A 20294-nucleotide genomic window follows, 5' to 3' on the forward strand; every position below is an offset into this window, starting at 1 on the left:
GCATACTTATCAAAGCGGATCCGCTAACAAACAAAATATTGGCCAGTTTTTTAATTGCGTGCATCCAGTAAATGGTTTAGGGAAACCAATTAAGTTTACTTGGATTGAGACGACGATGATAGAGACGCATTTTTGTAAAGGTTGTGCATAATTTTTTGAACTATATGATCTTGTTTAGTAAAGCGGATACAATTGCTGTAGCTTTAATGCAAGGTGTGGCAAGCGTGAAGGCTAGCCGACACATCTTAAAATGCGTTAACCCTATATTACGAAATGCTCAGTAATTCCTTTTTCATTTTGTCTAAAGTAACTATTTGCATTGAGAAAAGGCTGCTATGCTTTTCTCAGTTTGGTAATTCTCTTACTTGTAAAAGAGTATATGCCCAAAAAATAGTTAGCATGTACTTTATAGAGAAGCTACTTGGGCACCCGAAATTGCATCTTCGGGTGCTTCTTTTATGAATTAGAAAGCATCTTTTCACTTATTATCCAAAAAGATTTTAATCTTATTCGTACTGTTGAAGGTGGTCGACTGACAGACAAACGCAATAGGGTTACAGAGAAAAGATAGGCTGGTTGTGACGTCAGTCACAACCAGCCTATCTTAAAAATCAATCGGTAATGATATAGTAATAAGTATGTCCAAAGACCTCCAGAAACGATACAAAGCAGGTTATGTACTTAAAGCACTGCTAAGCTTTTCTTAGTTTAGTAATTCTCTTAAGTAATCTCTTAGTTCTTCTGCTTCTACTTCTGTTCTATTGTAGACATGCTCTAAATAGCCTGGTTCTTCTAAATCATCCGGTCCGAGTATTGCTGCTCTTCCATATTGAATATCCATTACAAGCACTTTTCCGAAAAAACGAGAGCTTTGTAAAATAGCTAAATCATATCTTTGTGAATCTCCTGTGAAACCAACGAATCTCGTTTTTGTATCTTCCACATCATCATATAAAAAAAATCGCTCCATCCAGTGACACTCCTTCCTTACTACGAATTATGGTACTATAGAATAGAGGTATATATCAACTGAACATGACTCGGGAGGCTTTCCAATGTATTTTGTAGATCGAAAAAAAATTGCTGAGACTATCGCGCATATGAATAAGTTATTAACATTAATAGACGGTAAAACAGATTGGCATGCAGATGAACTATCTAAATTAGCTTTAGAACGTATAGGGCAAAATTTGATTGAATCCATTATTGATGTAGGAAATTCCATGATTGATGGTTTTATTATGCGCGATCCTGGTGGCTATGATGATATTATCGATATTTTAACGGATGAAAAAGTTATTCCACCCGAAATGGATGCTCCATTAAAAGAAGTAATTGAGTTTAGAAAAGAGCTAGTACGTCAATTTTATGCAGTAGATCATAAAAAGTTAGAAAACATTCTTTTAGCCAATTTATCTTATTTGAATAAATTTCCAGGAAAAGTAGAAAGCTACTTGGTGAATGAACTGGGACCAGTCTCTGCTTTTTTACCGGAGGATTCTGATGTTAAATTATAAAGCCTATTTTTTAGATCTGGACGGAACGGTATATAGAGGGAAAACACCTATTAAAGAAGCGGTGGATTTTATTCATTATTTACAAAGTAATGGTATTGAACCTTTTTTTGTAACGAATAATTCGTCGATGACCCAGAAACAATTGCAAGAAAAAATTGCAAGGATGGATATTCATACAGATACAGACCATATTATTTCTTCTGCTATAGCGGCTGCGAATTATATCGAAGAACATTTTCCAGGGAAATCGGTATTTATGATTGGGGAAAGTGGTTTACAAGATGCACTTGACGCTAAACAAGTTAAGCGAACCGAAGATATTGCGGATGTAGTAGTGATGGGGATCGACCTTGCGATTAATTATGAAAAACTTGCGACTGCATGTATTTCTATCCGTGCAGGAGCTGCGTTTATCTCGACAAATAGTGATCATGCATTTCCAAATGAAAGAGGATTAGTACCGGGAAATGGTGCTTTTACAAAACTAGTAGAGCATTCCACTGGTGTAGAGCCAATTTATATGGGAAAACCCCAATCATTTATGCTGGAGTTTATTCAAAAGAAATATGGGTATAAAAAAGAAGAGATGATTATGATTGGAGATAATTATCAAACCGATATATTAACAGGTATTCATATGGGTATTCATACAGCGCATGTGAACAGCGGGGTAAATCGAACGGAGGAAGTTCAAATGCAATCCGAACAACCTACGTATTATTTAGAGTCATTACATGAATGGATCAAGTAGAAAAGAAGAAAATCCACTGTTAAAATAGCGGATTTTCTTCAATGTATGCATATATTTTTTTCACAAGATCATCTGGAGAATCCCCTTCGACAACATCTCCATTAACGATAGCGAGTAACGTTTCGGAGCATAATGAACAATGACTGAGGCAGCCATATTCAAGTACATCTAAGTTAGGATCTTGTTCTAAAATGTCAAAAGCTTCTTGAGAACCATTTGCAAGGTTGCTTATACAAAATTCAACCATTGGATTCATAGCTGTCACCTCACTACATCGTCATGCTACTCCTTTTTTCGCCATCCGTCAATTTAGAAGCTCTCTTGTGAAAAGCATCACAATCAATTATAATTTGAGATGACATTGAAAGTTGAGGGAGATTATTATGCGAAAATTAGTGTTATTAGGTGGAGGATATGGGAATATGCGAATTTTATCGCGCATATTGCCGAATAATTTACCACTTGATGTAGAAATCACCTTAGTAGACCGAACACCATTTCATAGTTTGAAAACCGAATTTTATGCATTAGCAGCAGGGACATCCTCTGATCATGAAGTTCGAGTTGGATTTCCAGAAAGTGATAAGTTAACGATTAAGTATGGTGAAATTACCGAAATTGACGTAGATGGTAAACAAGTATTGTTAGCAGATGGACAAGCGATTGCTTATGATGATCTTGTAATTGGATTGGGTTGTGAAGATAAGTATCATGCAGTACCTGGTGCGGATGAATTTACGTATAGTATTCAAACGATTGGACGATCTCGCGATACATATACAAAAATTGGCGGACTTCCTGCCGGATCGATCGTTGGTATTGTAGGAGCAGGGTTAAGTGGGATAGAGTTAGCTAGTGAGCTGCGAGAGAGTCGTCCAGATTTAAGAATTAAATTATTCGATCGTAGTCCACGTATTTTAAGAGATTTTCCAGAACGATTGAGTAATTATGTGCAAAAATGGTTTGATTCGAATGATGTAGAAGTGGTAAGTAATTCCAATATTACAAAAGTAGAACCAAACAAATTGTATAATCATGAAGAGGTTATTCCCGTAGATGTAGTTGTATGGACAGCGGGTATTCAACCAGCAGCAACAGTTCGTGCATTACCAGGTGAAAAAGATAATTCTGGTCGAGTTATTTTAACGCAATATCATGATTTGCCAAGTTATGAGAATGTCTTCGTTGTTGGGGACTGTGCGTCGCTTCCTTTCGCACCAAGTGCCCAATTAGCGGAAGAACAAGCGGAGCAAATTGTGAAAGTATTGCAAGCTCGATGGAGAGGTCTACCGCTACCTGACAAAATGCCAGACATTAAGTTAAAAGGTTTTATGGGATCACTTGGGAAGAAACAAGGGTTTGCGTACATGGCGGATATTTCGGTAACAGGTCGCATAGCAAGGCTGATGAAATCGGGATTGCTGTGGATGTATAAGAGACATAATGGATGATCAAAATACTTCGAAGCGACGTTACGACGCCGTTTCGAAGTTATTTTAAATTATCCTTCTTTTTCGCTTACGTACCCATATTTCTCTAGTGCAGCATATACTGGTTTAAGTTGAATATAGCCTTCACCGATCACTTCTTCATTGATCATAACAAGTGGGTAGAAAAATTCGTCCTCTGCGATTCGGTTTGCGATATCTTGTTGTTTCTCATTCTCAATTGGCTGCTCGATATCAATATACGTAAATGTAACTTCGTTTGCTGGAAATTTACGGTCGATTGCAGCTTGAAGCCATTCGTATGTATCCTTGGAGGACGGTGCATTTACACAACTTGCGCATACTATATCCGCTCCATAAATTTCTATATTTAACGCTTGGGGTTTCATCATTGTTTAGCTCCTTCGAATTCTTTATTGGATTTTTTCCCTTACTGATATTATAATGATTATAATGAAAGGAGTCGATAGATATGACTGATACAATTAATGAACAAGTTCAAGAAGTTTTAGATAAATTGCGCCCATTTTTACTACGTGATGGGGGAGACTGTGAGCTTGTAGACGTGGAAGACGGTATTGTAAAACTACGCCTTCTTGGAGCTTGTGGGACTTGCCCAAGTTCTACAATTACATTAAAAGCAGGTATTGAACGCGCTCTTTTAGAAGAAGTACCTGGAGTAGTAGAAGTAGAACAAGTATTTTAACTTCATATAGCAGGGCTTAAAAACCCTGCTGTATGAAGTTAAAGCCTCCGGCGGATGCCACAGATTTTTATCGAGCAAGCTCGATAAAAATCTGGGCGCACTGTTTTCTGCGACGAGCTTGCGCAGGAGCAAATACGCCAAGGCGTATTTGATTAGAATATATTTAAAAAGAAGCCTTAATATTGGGCTTCTTTTTCTTTACTATCTCGTATTTCTTGCCAACGATCTTTTGCCATCTCTACAATTTTAGGCTCTAGAGATGTACTTTGTTTTTCAATTACTTTTGAAAAGTAACGTGTTGCGTATTCCACATCGCCAATTCTTCTAGATAACTCCGCTATTAAGTAGACCACTCTTGTTTCAGACATTTGTGTTCCACTAAAATCTCCGTAGGAATAAGAGTCTTCATAGCGATTTCTTGCTATTTCGATGAAGCGGCGTTCATCCGCGTGTTTTTGTTGCAGTCGGTACAGCCAAGCAGTACGTAGTGCCAATCCAGCAATGTTGATGAATTTCTCTTTTTTTATTATCCCGCAAAAAATGCCTAGTTTGTAGGCGTTAATGCCTTCTTCTATACTTCTTTCGTTTCCATATGAACGTGGAACCCATTTGTTTGCAATCTTTTCTTGGAGCTCATCTTTAACGCCTGGAGCAAAGTATTTGGAAAACTCTTCTGTAAAGGAAACACCGCAATGTTCACAAACGAATATATTGTAGAGTAAAGGATTTATTTCTTTGTTTTGATAATTAGGTTGAAAGTCAGAAGCATAAGATTCTACTTTGACAAATTTAGATCGGACTTTAGTCGTTTTAAATTGTTTTTTACAATGCAAGCATTCAATACTTTTTTGATAATATGGAGAAATTTCCATAAAAAAACCTCTTTTCAAGCATTTTACCCCTAGTTCTATTATACTTGATTATTCTCTTGAAAGCGAAATAAAATAAATTGATATTGGGTAAAATCTATCCAAGTAGTTTTCCTTGTCTAGATAGTAAAAACACTGATATGATATACAAAAGGAAGGAATGGTGATTCAGATGACAGAAATAGTGATTATATCTGAAGCGGCAGCTTACCGCGTAAAAGAAATGATGACGCACAACGGTGAAGAAGGGTCTATGCTTCGCGTTTCGGTAAATGGTGGTGGATGTAGCGGTCTTTCTTATGGGATGAGTTTTGAACATGAAAAAAAGGAAGATGATATAGAGCTCGGCCAACATGGAATTGATATTGTCGTATCACAAGAGGACGCTTCGATATTAAATGGAACGACAATAGATTATAAAGAATCTTTAATGGGTGGCGGATTTACCATCGATAATCCGAATGCCATCGCATCTTGCGGATGTGGTTCTTCGTTTAGAACAGCTAAAAAAGCAGGTACACCGGAGACTTGTTAATAAGAACGAGAGAACATTTTCTTATGTTAGGAAATGTTCTCTTTTATATTAGTTGTCTGTAAATTAGAAACTTTTCTTTCCACTAACAATGTATTGAAATAGCCTGATAAAAGGGCTAATATAAGAGATAAGAGGTTTTTGTCGCAAATTAGACAAAAGGAAACGTTAGTATGACGAATAATTTGTGTCATAAAGGTCTTCTAAAATTATATAAAAGGTGGTTGCGATTTTCTTGAAAAGACCAACAATTCTAGTATTAGGTGCAGGTTACGGTGGATTATCTACTGTAGTGAACCTTCAGAAATTAGTAGGAACAGATGAAGCAGATATAATTCTTGTAAATAAAAATGATTACCATTATGAGTCTACTTGGTTGCATGAAGCTTCTGCAGGTACATTACGTCCAGATCAAGTTCGTTACGATGTAAAAGATGTCATTAATGCAAGCAAAGTAACATTTGTGAAAGCTACAGTTGATGCTATCGATGTAAATACAAAAAAAGTTGCAACAAGTGCTGGTGAGTATACATATGACTACCTAGTAATTGGTTTAGGCTTTGAAGGGGAAACTTTCGGAATCCCTGGCTTAGACAAGTATGCACTTTCTATTGCTAACGTAAATGCTGCTCGTCATATTCGTGATCATATTGAATATCAATTTGCTAACTGGACAACGGATGATGTGCAAGATGATACACGTTTAACAATCGTTGTAGGTGGAGCAGGATTTTCTGGTATCGAGTTTTTAGGTGAATTAGGAAACCGCATCCCTGAACTATGCAAAGAATACGACGTACCAAAAGAAAAAGTTCGTGTAGTATGTGTGGAAGCTGCTCCAATGGTACTTCCAGGTTTTGATCCTGAATTAGTAGAGTACGCTGTAAGACGACTAGAGTCAAAAGGAATTGAATTCTCTATTGGAACACCAGTAGTAGAAGCTACTCCAGAAGGCGTTAAAATTAAAAAAGGTGAAGACGAATTCGAATTCATCACAGCTGGTACTGTTGTATGGGCAGCTGGAGTTCGTGGAAATCGCTTAATCGAATCTTCAGGTATTGAAAATATGCGTGCCCGTGTTAAAGTAGAAAAAGACATGCGTGCTCCTGGATTCCCAGATGTATTCATCGTTGGAGACTGTGCGCTTATGATCAATGAAGAGGTTAACCGTCCATATCCTCCTACTGCACAAATTGCTATGCAACAAGCTGTAACTATAGCAAAAAATATCGTTGCACTGATGAAGGGCAAAGATACAGAAGAGTTTGTACCTGCTTTAAAAGGAACAGTATGTTCACTTGGAGAGCATGATGCAATTGGGGATGTAATGGGTAGAAAACTTACTGGAACTAAAGCTTCCATCATGAAAAAAGTGATCGATAATCGCGCACTTTATATGATCGGTGGAGTTCCACTAGTAGTGAAAAAAGGTAAATTTAGTTTATAATATATAAAAAATTAGCAACTCCCACTGTATTAAAAGTGGGAGTTTTTTTTAAAGGGGATGGTTTTTACATGGCTAGAGAAGATCGGGGAAGTGTATGGCTAGGGGTAGCTGGTTTAGTTATTAACGAGATGGGTGAATGGCTCGTTGTGAAAAAAAGATACGGCGGGCTTCATGGTCGGTGGTCACTTCCAGCAGGGTTTGTTGAGAAAGATGAAACAGTAGATAGAGCGGTTCTTAGAGAAGTGAAGGAAGAGACGGGGGTAGATTGTCTAGTACAACATATGATTGGTTTTAGAAGTGGTGTTATCCAAAATAAGATTAGTGATAATATGGCGATTTTTTTACTTCAACCTATCGAAAAAGATCCTATCCTTCAAGCACAATTATCGGAGCTATATGAAGTGAAATGGATACATCCATCTAAGTTATTGCATGATGCAGATGCTTCCGTTATGATACATGAATTAGCAGAAAAGAAGTTTGAGGATGGGTTTAACACACTTGACGGTATAAATCCAGGGGACGTCTTTGGTTATACGAGTTATAAACTATTCATTAAGTAAGCAAGCCACAATACAATATTAGTGTTTGACTTTTTGAATGGAGCGTAATATAGGGATACTGTGTGGTAGTGACCGCTGTGATTTTCGCTGCAGTCGTACGCTTTCCGCCGGGTGAGCGATGAGCCATCCCCGCCGCCCTTAGGCGTACGTTGGGATGTCTCATTTGCCTACCAGCGGAACAAAGGCTAAGAGCGCCACATCGTGTGGCAACGCCTTCGTGACCAACATCCTGTTGCCCTCGGCAGGAGTCGACGCCTGCAGCGATAATCAAAGGAAAATACGAACTTATCAGTGTCCGAAATTAACAATAAGTTGTTGAACGAGATAATATACACTGCTAACGCGACAATCCCGCCTTTGAACACGACAAACCAGTCGAGTAGATGCCGGCCAGGCGAGTTCGGCGGGCTCTTCGACCTATTATTCCTATAATAGGTCGAAATCATGGTCGTCTCAATCCAAGTAAACTTGCTATTGTAAGAAATTAGTTGCTTTCATCGGCAATTTGGTTGCTCTCCTGCTGATTTTAGTTGCTTTCGTACTGAAATTAGTTGCTTTCAATAGCTTTTTGATTGCCCTTAGCCATTCTTTGGAAGTTATTAATTAATAACGACATAACTTTGGAATTTTGCAGGTGGGTGTGAGACTCTGCAAGGGCGTTAGCGACGTAGCGGCTCGTCACTCGCCGGCGGAATATAGCGGCCTGTTTATAGAGCTCACTACGACGCACTTTCCCTATATTGTGAACTTCCCTTTTAATGTGGCAAGTTTTTTATTTACAAATTATTTAATATATGTTATATTATCAGAATATTAAATTAATGAACAAGGAGCTGTTGGGATGGATAAAGTGAAACAAGAAGTAGTGAATAGAAATTGTCCGTATTGCAAAGGGGAAGGCTATTTTCAATTACGCTTAGGTGGTTCAGAAACTTGTAATTGTTGCAATGGATCAGGGAAAAAATAAACCGTTTATGACAAATAGGTGAAAAAACATAAGTGCATTGAATACTCCCCTCCGTTAAGGTAAACTAGTAAAAGATACTACGGAGGTAAGAGAATATGGATTTTATGCTCGTTCAAATGATCATTTCAGTGCTCATATTTTTTGTCATGTTTTTTGGAATCGCTTTTTTAATAAATATGTTACTTAGAATGACATGGTTTATGGCAATTCTTTATCCAATTGTTGTCGTATTTATAATTGATGAAGTTGCTTTTTTTGATTATTTTACAAAGCCAGGATTTGCTTTCTCTGCGCTTGGAGATAAATTAGTGTCATTGTATGCTGCAGACATTATTATTTTGTCTAGTGGACTTGTAGGGGCAATTGCAGCTGGGTTTGTTATTAAATACTTAAGAAAAAATGGATATCAAATGTTTTAAAAGGATGACTCATTGTTGAGTCATCCTTTTTTCATACAATCGTCGTATAAATAATGATCGAAATCGCAATTCCAGTTAGGGCACCCATAAATACTTCAATCGGTTTGTGACCTAATAATGTTTTCAACTCTTCAATTTTCTCTTCATTTTTCATGTGAGACCATTCTTTCGTTTGAGCAACAAAGTTTTGAAAATCAGCACGCATTTGATTGATGATCAGCGCTTGTTTACCTGCTTGGAAACGAACACCAGTTGCATCAAACATAACAATAACCGCAAATACAGTTGCAACCGCAAATAGAGGAGAATCGATTCCCGTTTCATAAGCAATTGCCGTACAAAGTGAAGTTACAGCAGCTGAGTGAGAACTAGGCATTCCACCAGTAGATGTAAAGAGTTTCCAATCCAATTGTCGCGTCATCAAATAATGAATAGGAATCTTTACAAATTGAGCAAAGAAAATAGAAAAAAGTGCAGCCATTAATGGTGTGTTTTGGAGGATTGCCAAAGTAGACACCGCCTTTCGTTAAAAACTATAAGTAAGAACAGTATAACACATTCATACAGTTCGAAAAATGAATCTTCATCCTATATAATAAGAGTGTATCTGAATGAGTAGGGGGAAAAATAATGATTATTAGTACAAATGACGTATTATTTGAAGAAATTCAATCTGAAACACTGGTTGTCGCTGTCTCTAAACATGCTGAAAACACAAGTAAATGGGAAGCATTTTTAAAAAATTTTGGAGAGCATATTGCAGAATGGGTCAAAAGTGGGGATATTTCTTCCGAACTTAAAAAGATTGTAAAAGTTCCCGTAGCAAATAATGATGTTGTGAAAAGAATTCTTTTTGTAGGAATTGGTGAACGTAAACAATTAACACAAGAAAATATTCGCGAAGTATTCGGTCTCGTGGGAAAAGAATTGTTAGCTAGCAAACCAGAGTCTTTAGCAATTTGGGTTCCTTCCTTTAGTACAGAATCTATTTCGGATATAGATGTAGCTTACTTAGCCGCTGAAGGGCTTGGAATGGGTTCGTTTAAATATGAAGGATATAAAACTTCCTCCAATGTTCCGGATTATTACTTACCAGCCATTGAACTTTTAACAGATGAGGATAGTGACGAAATCGTATCTTATTTTGAAGTTGGGACTATTTATGCGGATGCAGTAAATGAAGCAAGAATTTTAGTTAACACTCCAGGCAATGTTCTAACATCAACACAATTAGGAGAATATGCGAGAGAACTTGGTAATTCATATGGTTTTGAAACAGAAATCTTAGGTAAAAAAGAAATTGAAGAACTTGGGATGGGTGCTTTACTTGCGGTCAACCAAGGATCTGTCGAAGAACCAAGATTAATCGTATTAAAATACCAAGCAACAGAAAAATGGGAAGATGTTGTTGCACTTGTAGGAAAAGGTATTACATTTGATACGGGTGGTTACTCGATTAAAACGAAAACAGGTATTGTCGGCATGAAAGGCGATATGGGTGGAGCAGCAGCCGTTTTAGGCGCAATGCAAATCATTGGGGAGCTGCGTCCAAACAAAAACGTCATTGCAGTCATTGCTTCAACTGATAATATGATTTCTGGAAATGCTTTCAAACCAGATGATGTTATTACTTCCATGAGTGGGAAAACGATTGAAATATTAAATACAGATGCAGAAGGTCGTTTAGTGCTAGCAGATGCTGTAACGTATGCTAAACAACAAGGTGCTAATTATATCGTGGATGTTGCAACATTAACTGGTGGGGTTATTACGGCACTAGGATATGATAAAACAGGGGCGCTTACAAATAATGAAGAATTTTTCGAGACTTTCATGGAATCTTCTCTTGAAACAGGGGAATTTACATGGAGATTACCTTTAACGGAAAATGATAAAAAACGTATTCGTAAAAGCGATGTAGCGGATTTAAACAACTCACCAGGCAGCGATGGTCATATGATTTTCGGTGGAGGATTTGTAGGGGAGTTTGTAGAAGACACGCCATGGATTCATTTAGATATTGCTGGTACTTCTGATACGAGAGCTGCATATGACTTTGGGCCAAAAGGCGGTACTGGTGTTATGGTACGAACTCTTGCTACATTAATCGAGCGAATGGCTGACGAAGAGTAGGGAAAACGCACAGCCTATTACTCCCAAACCGCATACACTGTGGGGAAAGGAGGAACAGCATGGTACGATATAATCGAGGTGGCTTTGGAGGCGGTGGCTTTGGCGGTGGTGGCTATGGAGGCTTTAGAGGCCCTGGTTTTGGATTTGGCGGTTTTGGTGGTCCGTTTATAGGAGGCTTAGTCGGAGGTCTTTTAGGTTCTTCATTTGGAGGATACGGTAACAACAGATATCCATATTATCCACCATATCCACCATACCAACCATATCCATATTACCCTTATTATCCATATTACGGCGGTTATTAATAAAAATAAAAGCTTTTGCAACACGCCTTTTTCTGCGTTTGCAAAAGCTTTTTTTATTTTTTTTGTTCTCTTTTTTTCTTAACAACTTCAGCGAGATCGTCCCGAACGGATTTATCCCACATTTTCACACCAGATAAATAGGCTGCACGTCCCATCATATGTCCCCCGACTGGACCAGTAACAAATAGGAATACGATACCTAGTAAAATACGAGAATTAAAATACCCTTCATTTAACCAAAAGTGAAAAAACACACCAAGTAAAATACTCATAACTCCAAGTGTTGCGCTTTTGGAGGCAGCATGTGCCCTCGAATAGGCGTCGGGAAGTCGTATTAAACCGATGGCAGTCACTAATACGAAAATGGTTCCAAAAGAGATGGTAGCAACTATTAGTATATTAGCTATTACGGTCACGTTGAATGATTTCTCCCTTCTCCGTGAATTTAGAAAAAGCAACAGTCCCTATAAAGGATAAAATCGCTAAAAGTAAAATAACTTCTAAGAAAAAAATTGTATCAAACAAGATGGATATCAAACCTATTAATGAAATTATCCCAACACCGATCGCATCCAGAGCAATTACTCTATCCGGAGTTGAAGGTCCTTTTACAAGGCGGTAAACAAAGCCAAGAAGGGCGACGCTTAATATCACTACAATTACCCATAGAAATGTTGTCATGACCTGCTTACCTCCAGTATTGCTTTCTCAAACGTATCTCGGATCGAATTGATCGCTTCATCCACATTATCAAAATCGATCGAATGGATGTAAAGTGTTTTATTATCATCTGAAATATCAAGGACAATAGTTCCTGGTGTCAGTGTAATAAGACTTGATAAAAGTGTAATTTCCCAATCTTTTTCAAGTACAGTTGGCATTGCGAATATCGCAGGACGAATGGGCATCTTCGGTTTGACGATTAGTAGTAAAACAGAAATATTGGATAGCGTTAATTCTTTCAAGAATAAAATTAGCAACTTAATAACTGCCCAAACAAGCCCCAAATAAAATCTAGTACTAAATGATTTACGCAATAAGAATAACATGAACAAGCCTAATAAATATCCAATGATAAATGTAGTAGGTTGAAACGATACGGATAAAAACATCCATGTTACTGCGATGATTACGTTCAATAAAATTTGAAAAGCCATTATTTCCCCCCTCCAAATACAGCATTCGAATACACAGAAGGATCAAGTAAAACGGCTGTCGCATCCGTCATAAATGGTACTAAATATTCCGAGCCAACTCCGTATAAAACAGTAAGTACAACTAAAGTTATAGTAGGTGCCAATAAATGACGATACGTTTTTGGATGAAAATCTAATGCGCCTTTTTCTTCACCCCAAAATGCATAGATAAAAATACGGATAGCTGAAAGTAAAACGATTAAGCTCGAAGCTAAAATGAAAATACTTTGCCAAAGAAGCTCGTTTTCAAAGCCACCTTGTATGATTAATAACTTTCCGATAAATCCGCTTAGTGGAGGAATACCCGCAAGCCCAAAAGCTGCGATTAAATAGCTCCAACCAAGTACAGGATAACGTTTGATCAGTCCACCCATTTTTCTCAAATCAGATGTCCCTGTAATGTGAATAATGATCCCTATTAGTAAAAACAAAGCACCCTTAATGAGAATATCATGGATCAAATAAAACATGGATCCCATCATTCCACTTTCATTCATCACAGATGCCCCAAATAGAATGACCCCTACTGCGATGATGATATTATAAATAATAATCTTTTTCACATCAAAGTAAGCAAGCGCACCAATACATCCTGCAATAATTGTTAAAATAGATACGATCATTAACAACTCATGTGTAAAACCAATATCTGTTGTAAAAAACAATGTGTACGTGCGTATAATCGCATACACACCGACTTTCGTCAGTAAGGCACCGAACAGTGTAAGAATTGGAATCGGAGGGGCAGCGTATGATCCTGGTAACCAGAAGAATAGAGGGAAAATAGCTCCTTTTATCCCAAATACGATTAAAAATAACACAGCAATTACGGTTACAATTCCAGCTTGTCCAATGTCTGCTAATTTGATCGAGATATCGGCCATATTCAGTGTTCCAACAACAGAGTAAAGATAGCCTACTGTAATAACAAACAAAGAAGAAGAAACTATGTTTACTAATATGTATTTTATAGATTCTCTTAGCTGCACTTTTTCTCCACCTAATACGATTAGCACGTAGGAAGACATTAATAATACTTCAAAGAAAACGAACATATTGAAAATGTCTCCAGTTGTAAAAGCTCCATTTACACCAGTAAGCATAAATAGAATAGCTGGATAATAAAACGACTTTTCTCGTTCTATTCCAATAGAAGTAAAGCTAAACCATACAACAAATAAACCAATCAGAAGAGAAGATGTCACAAGTAAAGCGGACATCATGTCAGATACCATTGTAATTCCAAAAGGAGGAGCCCAGCTACCTAATGTAAGGCTTTGAACACCATCCGTTTTCACTTTCCAAAGTAACACAAATGCAGAAGAGAGTGCCGTTAGCAAGCCGATAATCGTAATGATTCGCTGCGCTTTCACTTTTTTCGGGAAAAACAATAATATGGCTGCAAATAGGAAAGGGATGAGGATTGGGAATAATAATAAGTTAATCATTGTCTTCCGTTCCTTTCATTAGATCCATATTGTCTGTACCTAGTTCATTATAAGTGCGATATGCTAGCACTAAAGAAAAGGCAGTAACACCAAAACTAATAACAATCGCAGTTAAAATAAGCGCTTGTGGTAAAGGATCTGCATAATCTGTTACGCCGTCTGATAAAACGGGAGCAGCTTTGCCTCCGAGACCGCCCATCGTTAATAGTAATAAATGCGTACCGTGACTCAATAAACCAGTACCAATTATAATTCGAAGTAAACTTCTGGAAAGTATTAAGTAGACGGCAGCCATGAATAGAAAGCCGATTAAAATGGACATCAAAATCTCCATTATTCATCTCCTCCTATCATTTGAATAATCGTCATCGTAACTCCTACAACTACTAAATAAACGCCTGTATCAAAAAACATAGCGGTATGAATAGATGTTTCTCCAAGTAAAGGTAGATAAAAATAATCATATACATGCGTAAAAAACGGGACGTTAAAGAAAATGGAACCAGCTGCTGTAGCAAGGGAGATTAATAGCCCGACTGCCGTCACAACCGTGTAGTTAATGGGTAACATTTCTTTCACTGTTTTTAAATCGAAAGCAAGTAGCAATAAAACGATCGCACTAGACATTAATAATCCACCGACAAATCCGCCACCAGGTGTATAATGACCTGCAAAAAAGATGTGAATGGAGAATAGAAAAATGATGAAAAAAACTACTTTTGTTGTCGTTTGCATAATTAAATCATTTGTTTTCAATTTTTCTATCTCCTTTCTTTTTCACGAGTCGTAAAGTAATCATTCCAATAATACCAAGCGAAGCAATGGTTAACACACTAATCTCAAACAACGTATCAAATCCACGGTAATCGACTAAAATAACGTTGACAATATTCCCCCCACCAGCTTCCGAGTAGACCGTATCTTTGTAATACTGCGAAATCGAAAGTTTAAGCTTTTGTGAGTGAGAAGAAATGGCGATTAATGTAACCATTACACCAACTCCAAGCGCAATGAGGAAGTTAGTTAAACGGAATCCGCGATCTTCTTTTCCTTTTTCATGCTTATTTAACTTCGGCAAATGATAAAATGCCCCTAAAAATAATGCGACCGATACTGTTTCAATTACTAATTGGGTTAAAGCGAGGTCTGGTGCTTTAAAAATAATATAAAACAGCGCAACTGTAAATCCTACTGCCCCAAGTGCGATAATTGCAGTAAGCCTTGACTTAGTTACTAAAATCGTTATTGTACCAACAATTAGGATAATCGAAATAAGTATTTCAAAGAACCGAATAGGTGCTAAGTTGTCAAAACGGATAGCAAATGCATCTTTTATCCACATCGTTCCACCGAGCAATACAATAATCGCAGCGAACATATATACAAGGTAGTTGCGAATAGAACCTGTCATATAGATGGAAGAAAAACGGTTAGCACCGCTATCTCCAAGTCGCATGAGCCCATCATACATTCCATTCAAAGAGACTTTCGATGGAATTGTGTTATACACAGCGCTCCATTTTGGAATCGTTTTATAAAATAGATAACCAACTAAAAATACGCCTAAAGTCATATATAAAGCGGGAGAATCAAAACCATGCCAAGCTTTAATGGTAAACCCAACATCCGTTGGCACTTGGTATGCTAATGGTTGAATCGCTGCAACAGCCGGTTTAATAAAAGCGTTACCAAAAAAGTTTGGAATGAAGAAAATAATGACAACAAGTGTTGCTAAAATTCCAGGAGATACAAGCATGCCGATCGGAGCTTCATGAGCGGCTTTTGGTAATTGTTCCGGTTTATGCTTTCCGCGGAATGTGTAGAACACAAAGTACAAACTGTACACAAATGTAAACACACTGGCAATCCACGCGACAATTGGGAACAAGATCCACCAAGAATCCATCGCGTATAGATCAAAATGTTGTAAATTTAGAACTGCTTCTAAAAACATTTCCTTACTCAAAAATCCGTTAAACGGTGGTACACCAGCCATAGATAAGCTACCAATCAGTGCAATCGTAAAGCTAACAGGCATTAAACTCAAAAGTCCACCTAATTTACGAATATCACGTGTTCCTGTTTCATGATCGATAATCCCAGCAATCATGAACAAGCTACCCTTAAACGTCGCATGGTTCATTAGATGGAAAATAGCAGCGAACGTAGCGAATGTAAAAGTGGTCACTAAATCACCTGTAACATGATAAGCAATCGAACCAATTCCAAGTAAAGACATTATTAAGCCAAGTTGACTCACCGTAGAAAAGGCAAGAATCGCTTTTAAGTCTGTCTGTTTAACAGCGAAAAATGAACCCCAGAACAAAGTAAGAATACCAACGCCTGTCACAAGCCAAATCCACACTTCCGACAATGCAAAGATAGGTGTAAACCTTGCGACTAAATACAATCCTGCCTTTACCATGGTGGCAGAGTGTAAATAGGCACTCACTGGTGTTGGAGCTTCCATTGCGTCCGGTAACCAAATATAAAATGGAAACTGTGCGGATTTAGTAAATGCTCCTAATAACACTAATACAAGTGCCCATACAAAAAGATCGTGTCCCGAAAGCGCTGATGCTTGTCCTATCAGTTCTCGTATAGAGAAAGTCTCACCAATAATTCCAAGGATTAAAAACCCTCCTAGCATCATCAGTCCACCAAAGACCGTAATCATCATGGACTTTAACGCACCAAAACGCGAGCGATCTCTTGTATACCAATACCCGATTAGTAGAAAAGAAGAAATAGACGTTAGTTCCCAAAAGAAGTATAAGCTGATCAAATGATCTGATTGAACAACTCCAAGCATTGCACTCATAAACATTAGTAAGTACACATAGAAGTTTCCTAACTTCTCTTTTTTCTTATCTAAATAAAAGATAGAGTAGAGAACAACAAGTGCCCCAATTCCAGTGATCAACAATGAAAAAAGTAAACTTAGTCCATCGAGATAGGATATAAATGAAATATCTAGGGATGGAATCCAAGGTAGCTCGTCCAAATAAGTGGATCCATTCATTATGGAAGGTATATACGTACCATAGAAAATAACTAGCACTACAGGGACAAGTAGTACAAACCAACCTGTATGGATACTAGAAACTTTTTTAAACAGGAACGGAATTAGCAGGGTGGCGATGATGGGCAAGAATATTGCAAAAATAAAGGACAAAGGAATCCTCCTTTCAAGTGTATGTATTTTATGCATCCCTAAAATTATAACGCAAAAGGCTAGTAATTGCATGGGGAAAAGATCAACAGCCACTTGCGGAATGTATCTTCCCTTCGTTATGATAAAAATGAATACTTTATAGAATAAGAGGATAGATATGAAAAACCCATATGTGTTCGGATTTTTACCGTTAATTACGATATTATTATTTAGTTTAACCTTCTCTGTTTTCACGATGAATAAAGCGATTGAATTGTTTAAAGTTATTGGTGTATATAGTGGTATGCGGGAGTTCTTATCTGATTTAGAGTTGAAATTATTTCTACTTATTGTGCTAGTGCTTGTTTATTTTATGCTTTTCTCTGCTTTGAAACTTATTGCGGAAACGATTCATGAGATCGGAATGCTATTTTTTTCGAAAGACTTAGAAGGGAAGACTATTTCACAAGCACGGGGCGGTTACGTGATCTTTTTTGGGGGAGCAGCCATCTCCGCAGTTGGTTTACAATCGATTCAATTATTGCTACTCATTTTTCTAGCAACAGCATTTATCTATTTTATTTATGTCGTATTTAAATTGAGTAATTCGATGAGTTTATTAGGAACTGTAGGGTTAATCATGTTCGAGATTATCGTTTGGAGTCTATTTTTAGCTTTAGTAATCTATGCAATCATCAAGTTATACAATGGAGTTATTGCGAGCTTGCCGTTTTTGTAAAATGAAAAAGAAGCTACGGTTTAGTAGCTTCTTTTGTCGTTCTTAGGAAACGAAAGAATTTATGATTTATGGATAGCTTTCTACGAGTGTTTCTACATCCAGACTCCAGCGCCTTGCCCCTCGGGGTCAAATGGGAAAAAGCTGTGGTGGCTGGGGAGCTGCCTCCTCGCTTTTCCCCATTTGCCTGTCGGGGCAGACATTGGCGCTTAAGCTTTAGTGCTTCTTCATAATTTGATTGAAGATGGAATGGTGTATTTTTTTCGATTCGATTGGTTTCATATTTTTAGGCATATCATAGCCGATCCAAACAGTGGACGTATATGTGTACGATAGTCCGGCTATCCAATAGTCGACATAATCATTCGTCGTCCCTGTTTTAGCACCAACATACGATGACTGCACAGAAATCCCTTTCCCTGTTCCATTTGTGACAACATCTTGTAGCAAATTGCGCATCGTTTGCACGGTTTTTGGTGACCAAACCTCTTGCTTTTCTTCGTTCCATTCATATAATATATCGCCATTTTTATCAACAACTTTACGAATTGCATGCGCAGGTTTATACATCCCGTTTATAAAACTCGTATACGCATCAGCCATTTCTAGTGGTGTTACTCCTTTTGTCAGCCCACCTAAAGCAGCTGCATATGAATGATCTTCATCTACGATATGGTTAAATTGAAAAGGTGCCAATTTATCAAATGCCGTTTCGATACCCGTCGTTTGGAGTAAACGAACTGCAGGCGTGTTATAACTGGAACGAAATGCTTGTTGAATCGTGACATTCCCATAAATCGCTCCTCCATAATTTTGAGGACAGTAAGTACCAATACATAATTTCCCTGCATGTATCATATTTCGCGGGGTTAAGGATGTCGTTTCAAACAATGGAGCATACACAAGTAGTGGTTTAAAAGCAGATCCTGGTTGACGAACTGCTTGGAAAGCTCGATGAAAGTCGAACTTTTTATAGTTCTTTCCACCATATAAACTAATAATCTCTCTTGTTTCATTATTAATAACAGCAGTCGCCGCTTGTAAGTCAGCCGTTCTACGTAATAAGTCATTTACATACTTTTCATCTTTTTGTTGTTTAACTGGGTCGAGAGCAGTGTATATGGTTATTCCTTGTGTACCGATTTCATTTACACGAGTTTGTAGCCCTTTTTCGAAATGCTGCTTATGTTGTTCGTTTTGCGCATGAGCTATTTTTTCTGTAAAGCCTTCTTTAAGTGCAATTAGATTTTTTAATTCTTCCACCACATATGTACTATAGGCAGGATACAGCTGTGTTTTCGTTTTCGTGTGCAAAACAATTGGCGCTGCTTTTAGTATTTCTCCATCCGTAGCAGCTATCTTTTCATTTTTGACTAATACATCGATGAGTAATTCCTGTCTTTTTTTCACTGCATCGAAATTTACTAAAGGATCATAACGAGTTGGATTATTTGGAATAGCACTTATAAAAGCGAGTTCCGCTTCTGTTAATTCATTTAACGGTCGGCTAAAATAATAAGTTGCTGCTGCCCCAATTCCGTACACCTGGTTTCCGAAGTATATTTCATTTAAATAATTGGATAGTATTTCTTCTTTTGTCGATTGTTTTTCCATTTCATACGCATACAATAGTTCCGTTACTTTTCGCTCATATGTTTTTTCGGTAGTTAAATAACGCAATCGAACGAGTTGTTGCGTGATTGTGCTTGCACCTTGTTCTTTTGAATTGGCAATCGCGTTTGCGAAAACTGCACGGAAAATGGCACTAAAATTAAATCCGATATGCTGATAAAATTCCACATCTTCACTTTGAATAAACAGCTCTTGTACAAAAAGTGGAATATATTCAAGGGGAAGAGGATCACGCCATTCAATATAGTCCTCCGTGAAAACTTGCCCATCCTCATCGAGCAAAACAATAGGGGAAGAAATCGGTGGACTTGATAATTGAATAGACGTTGCGAGATTATCTTTATATGAACTAGCTACTAGTATTTCTGTATGAATAAAAGAATATAAGAACCATATGAACGGAAAGCAAAGTAATATGATAATAAAACCGATTGCTTGGCGCATTTATTGTACTCCATTTCACGTTTAACT

General features: G+C 37.5%; 25 protein-coding genes. 12 read left to right on the top strand and 13 right to left on the bottom strand.

The window, feature by feature from the left end; genetic code table 11:
• Positions 1 to 703: 703 nt before the first annotated feature.
• A complete protein-coding gene (locus FG383_RS15325; protein ID WP_093269763.1) occupies positions 704 to 970 on the bottom strand; it encodes a DUF3055 domain-containing protein in 267 nt (88 codons plus the stop codon).
• An 85-nt stretch (positions 971 to 1055) separates the two neighbouring features.
• Here FG383_RS15325 and FG383_RS15330 point away from each other — a divergent pair, with 85 nt between their 5' ends.
• Together FG383_RS15330 and FG383_RS15335 are read left to right on the top strand one after the other, a co-directional pair.
• Positions 1056 to 1517 carry a DUF86 domain-containing protein gene (locus FG383_RS15330; RefSeq protein ID WP_142608267.1) on the top strand — a complete coding sequence of 154 codons (462 nt, stop codon included), beginning with the start codon at positions 1056 to 1058 and terminating at the stop codon, positions 1515 to 1517.
• Positions 1504 to 2268, top strand: a complete 765-nt coding sequence (locus FG383_RS15335) for a TIGR01457 family HAD-type hydrolase (RefSeq protein ID WP_142608268.1) — start codon at positions 1504 to 1506, stop codon at positions 2266 to 2268. The genes FG383_RS15330 and FG383_RS15335 overlap by 14 nt, the downstream gene beginning before the upstream one ends.
• A 19-nt stretch (positions 2269 to 2287) precedes the next feature.
• Here FG383_RS15335 and FG383_RS15340 read toward each other — a convergent pair whose 3' ends face one another.
• The gene (locus FG383_RS15340) at positions 2288 to 2524 is read right to left on the bottom strand and encodes a YuzB family protein (RefSeq protein ID WP_142608269.1); all 237 of its coding nucleotides are present in this window, start codon (positions 2522 to 2524) and stop codon (positions 2288 to 2290) included.
• Between the two features lie 127 nt (positions 2525 to 2651).
• On the opposite strand from FG383_RS15340, the gene FG383_RS15345 reads away from it, so the two are divergent.
• A complete protein-coding gene (locus FG383_RS15345) occupies positions 2652 to 3719 on the top strand; it encodes an NAD(P)/FAD-dependent oxidoreductase (RefSeq protein WP_142608270.1) in 1068 nt (355 codons plus the stop codon).
• 50 nt (positions 3720 to 3769) lie between these two features.
• Here the strand turns inward: FG383_RS15345 and FG383_RS15350 are convergent, their stop codons facing one another.
• Positions 3770 to 4105, bottom strand: a complete 336-nt coding sequence (locus FG383_RS15350) for a YuzD family protein (protein ID WP_142608306.1) — start codon at positions 4103 to 4105, stop codon at positions 3770 to 3772.
• A gap of 83 nt (positions 4106 to 4188) precedes the next feature.
• On the opposite strand from FG383_RS15350, the gene FG383_RS15355 reads away from it, so the two are divergent.
• Entirely contained in the window at positions 4189 to 4422 is a 234-nt protein-coding gene (locus FG383_RS15355; RefSeq protein ID WP_142608271.1) for a NifU family protein, read from the top strand.
• A gap of 176 nt (positions 4423 to 4598) precedes the next feature.
• On the opposite strand, the gene FG383_RS15360 is transcribed toward FG383_RS15355, so the two are convergent.
• Positions 4599 to 5294 (bottom strand): DUF2225 domain-containing protein, encoded by a 696-nt coding sequence (locus tag FG383_RS15360; protein WP_142608272.1) that lies wholly within the window; start codon positions 5292 to 5294, stop codon positions 4599 to 4601.
• A 169-nt stretch (positions 5295 to 5463) separates the two neighbouring features.
• On the opposite strand from FG383_RS15360, the gene FG383_RS15365 reads away from it, so the two are divergent.
• From FG383_RS15365 to FG383_RS15380, 5 genes are all read left to right on the top strand, one after another.
• Positions 5464 to 5826, top strand: a complete 363-nt coding sequence (locus FG383_RS15365; protein WP_142608273.1) for a HesB/IscA family protein — start codon at positions 5464 to 5466, stop codon at positions 5824 to 5826.
• 232 nt (positions 5827 to 6058) lie between these two features.
• Positions 6059 to 7270 (top strand): NAD(P)/FAD-dependent oxidoreductase, encoded by a 1212-nt coding sequence (locus tag FG383_RS15370; protein ID WP_142608274.1) that lies wholly within the window; start codon positions 6059 to 6061, stop codon positions 7268 to 7270.
• Between the two features lie 68 nt (positions 7271 to 7338).
• On the top strand, positions 7339 to 7833 hold the full coding sequence (locus tag FG383_RS15375; RefSeq protein WP_142608275.1) for an NUDIX domain-containing protein: 495 nt from the start codon (positions 7339 to 7341) through the stop codon (positions 7831 to 7833).
• Between the two features lie 841 nt (positions 7834 to 8674).
• Positions 8675 to 8800 (top strand): YuiA family protein, encoded by a 126-nt coding sequence (locus FG383_RS21000; protein ID WP_185907969.1) that lies wholly within the window; start codon positions 8675 to 8677, stop codon positions 8798 to 8800.
• Between the two features lie 95 nt (positions 8801 to 8895).
• Positions 8896 to 9219, top strand: coding sequence for a YuiB family protein (locus FG383_RS15380; RefSeq protein WP_142608276.1), 324 nt, complete (start codon positions 8896 to 8898; stop codon positions 9217 to 9219).
• 31 nt (positions 9220 to 9250) lie between these two features.
• On the opposite strand, the gene FG383_RS15385 is transcribed toward FG383_RS15380, so the two are convergent.
• On the bottom strand, positions 9251 to 9727 hold the full coding sequence (locus tag FG383_RS15385) for a divergent PAP2 family protein (protein ID WP_185907970.1): 477 nt from the start codon (positions 9725 to 9727) through the stop codon (positions 9251 to 9253).
• Positions 9728 to 9849: 122 nt separating this feature from the next.
• On the opposite strand from FG383_RS15385, the gene FG383_RS15390 reads away from it, so the two are divergent.
• A complete protein-coding gene (locus tag FG383_RS15390; RefSeq protein WP_142608277.1) occupies positions 9850 to 11352 on the top strand; it encodes a leucyl aminopeptidase in 1503 nt (500 codons plus the stop codon).
• Positions 11353 to 11411: 59 nt separating this feature from the next.
• The gene (locus tag FG383_RS15395; protein WP_142608278.1) at positions 11412 to 11657 is read left to right on the top strand and encodes a hypothetical protein; all 246 of its coding nucleotides are present in this window, start codon (positions 11412 to 11414) and stop codon (positions 11655 to 11657) included.
• 53 nt (positions 11658 to 11710) lie between these two features.
• Here FG383_RS15395 and mnhG read toward each other — a convergent pair whose 3' ends face one another.
• From mnhG to FG383_RS15430, 7 genes are read right to left on the bottom strand one after another with little or no spacing between them, the layout of a single operon-like run.
• Positions 11711 to 12073, bottom strand: a complete 363-nt coding sequence (gene mnhG / locus FG383_RS15400; protein WP_142608279.1) for a monovalent cation/H(+) antiporter subunit G — start codon at positions 12071 to 12073, stop codon at positions 11711 to 11713.
• Entirely contained in the window at positions 12057 to 12338 is a 282-nt protein-coding gene (locus FG383_RS15405; protein ID WP_142608280.1) for a Na(+)/H(+) antiporter subunit F1, read from the bottom strand. Before FG383_RS15405 ends, mnhG begins: the two co-directional genes overlap by 17 nt.
• A complete protein-coding gene (locus tag FG383_RS15410; RefSeq protein WP_142608281.1) occupies positions 12335 to 12814 on the bottom strand; it encodes a Na+/H+ antiporter subunit E in 480 nt (159 codons plus the stop codon). The genes FG383_RS15405 and FG383_RS15410 overlap by 4 nt, the downstream gene beginning before the upstream one ends.
• The gene (locus FG383_RS15415; protein ID WP_142608282.1) at positions 12814 to 14301 is read right to left on the bottom strand and encodes a Na+/H+ antiporter subunit D; all 1488 of its coding nucleotides are present in this window, start codon (positions 14299 to 14301) and stop codon (positions 12814 to 12816) included. Before FG383_RS15415 ends, FG383_RS15410 begins: the two co-directional genes overlap by 1 nt.
• The gene (locus FG383_RS15420) at positions 14294 to 14635 is read right to left on the bottom strand and encodes a Na(+)/H(+) antiporter subunit C (protein WP_142608283.1); all 342 of its coding nucleotides are present in this window, start codon (positions 14633 to 14635) and stop codon (positions 14294 to 14296) included. The genes FG383_RS15415 and FG383_RS15420 overlap by 8 nt, the downstream gene beginning before the upstream one ends.
• Entirely contained in the window at positions 14635 to 15057 is a 423-nt protein-coding gene (locus FG383_RS15425) for a Na(+)/H(+) antiporter subunit B (protein ID WP_142608284.1), read from the bottom strand. The genes FG383_RS15420 and FG383_RS15425 overlap by 1 nt, the downstream gene beginning before the upstream one ends.
• Positions 15044 to 17476 (bottom strand): Na+/H+ antiporter subunit A, encoded by a 2433-nt coding sequence (locus FG383_RS15430; RefSeq protein WP_142608285.1) that lies wholly within the window; start codon positions 17474 to 17476, stop codon positions 15044 to 15046. The genes FG383_RS15425 and FG383_RS15430 overlap by 14 nt, the downstream gene beginning before the upstream one ends.
• A 157-nt stretch (positions 17477 to 17633) precedes the next feature.
• Between FG383_RS15430 and FG383_RS15435 the strand changes: the two genes are divergently transcribed.
• The gene (locus FG383_RS15435; RefSeq protein WP_142608286.1) at positions 17634 to 18194 is read left to right on the top strand and encodes a DUF5366 family protein; all 561 of its coding nucleotides are present in this window, start codon (positions 17634 to 17636) and stop codon (positions 18192 to 18194) included.
• A gap of 213 nt (positions 18195 to 18407) precedes the next feature.
• On the opposite strand, the gene FG383_RS15440 is transcribed toward FG383_RS15435, so the two are convergent.
• Positions 18408 to 20267, bottom strand: a complete 1860-nt coding sequence (locus tag FG383_RS15440; protein ID WP_142608287.1) for a transglycosylase domain-containing protein — start codon at positions 20265 to 20267, stop codon at positions 18408 to 18410.
• Between the last annotated feature and the right edge of the window lie 27 nt (positions 20268 to 20294).

Source organism: Psychrobacillus soli (assembly GCF_006861775.1).
Taxonomy (GTDB): Bacteria; Bacillota; Bacilli; order Bacillales_A; family Planococcaceae; genus Psychrobacillus; species Psychrobacillus soli.

What these genes read in the sequence shown, in the direction of transcription:
- FG383_RS15390 (WP_142608277.1), top strand. Translation starts at nt 9,850, where the DNA reads ATGATTATTAGTACAAATGACGTATTATTTGAAGAAATTCAATCTGAA.
- FG383_RS15355 (WP_142608271.1), top strand. Translation starts at nt 4,189, where the DNA reads ATGACTGATACAATTAATGAACAAGTTCAAGAAGTTTTAGATAAATTG.
- FG383_RS15350 (WP_142608306.1), bottom strand. Translation starts at nt 4,105, where the DNA reads ATGAAACCCCAAGCGTTAAATATAGAAATTTATGGAGCGGATATAGTA.
- FG383_RS15395 (WP_142608278.1), top strand. Translation starts at nt 11,412, where the DNA reads ATGGTACGATATAATCGAGGTGGCTTTGGAGGCGGTGGCTTTGGCGGT.
- FG383_RS15410 (WP_142608281.1), bottom strand. Translation starts at nt 12,814, where the DNA reads ATGGCTTTTCAAATTTTATTGAACGTAATCATCGCAGTAACATGGATG.
- FG383_RS15360 (WP_142608272.1), bottom strand. Translation starts at nt 5,294, where the DNA reads ATGGAAATTTCTCCATATTATCAAAAAAGTATTGAATGCTTGCATTGT.
- FG383_RS15435 (WP_142608286.1), top strand. Translation starts at nt 17,634, where the DNA reads ATGAAAAACCCATATGTGTTCGGATTTTTACCGTTAATTACGATATTA.
- FG383_RS15345 (WP_142608270.1), top strand. Translation starts at nt 2,652, where the DNA reads ATGCGAAAATTAGTGTTATTAGGTGGAGGATATGGGAATATGCGAATT.
- FG383_RS15330 (WP_142608267.1), top strand. Translation starts at nt 1,056, where the DNA reads ATGTATTTTGTAGATCGAAAAAAAATTGCTGAGACTATCGCGCATATG.
- FG383_RS15415 (WP_142608282.1), bottom strand. Translation starts at nt 14,301, where the DNA reads ATGATTAACTTATTATTATTCCCAATCCTCATCCCTTTCCTATTTGCA.
- FG383_RS15380 (WP_142608276.1), top strand. Translation starts at nt 8,896, where the DNA reads ATGGATTTTATGCTCGTTCAAATGATCATTTCAGTGCTCATATTTTTT.
- FG383_RS15440 (WP_142608287.1), bottom strand. Translation starts at nt 20,267, where the DNA reads ATGCGCCAAGCAATCGGTTTTATTATCATATTACTTTGCTTTCCGTTC.
- FG383_RS15335 (WP_142608268.1), top strand. Translation starts at nt 1,504, where the DNA reads ATGTTAAATTATAAAGCCTATTTTTTAGATCTGGACGGAACGGTATAT.
- FG383_RS15325 (WP_093269763.1), bottom strand. Translation starts at nt 970, where the DNA reads ATGGAGCGATTTTTTTTATATGATGATGTGGAAGATACAAAAACGAGA.
- FG383_RS15375 (WP_142608275.1), top strand. Translation starts at nt 7,339, where the DNA reads ATGGCTAGAGAAGATCGGGGAAGTGTATGGCTAGGGGTAGCTGGTTTA.
- FG383_RS15340 (WP_142608269.1), bottom strand. Translation starts at nt 2,524, where the DNA reads ATGAATCCAATGGTTGAATTTTGTATAAGCAACCTTGCAAATGGTTCT.
- FG383_RS21000 (WP_185907969.1), top strand. Translation starts at nt 8,675, where the DNA reads ATGGATAAAGTGAAACAAGAAGTAGTGAATAGAAATTGTCCGTATTGC.
- FG383_RS15365 (WP_142608273.1), top strand. Translation starts at nt 5,464, where the DNA reads ATGACAGAAATAGTGATTATATCTGAAGCGGCAGCTTACCGCGTAAAA.
- FG383_RS15420 (WP_142608283.1), bottom strand. Translation starts at nt 14,635, where the DNA reads ATGGAGATTTTGATGTCCATTTTAATCGGCTTTCTATTCATGGCTGCC.
- FG383_RS15405 (WP_142608280.1), bottom strand. Translation starts at nt 12,338, where the DNA reads ATGACAACATTTCTATGGGTAATTGTAGTGATATTAAGCGTCGCCCTT.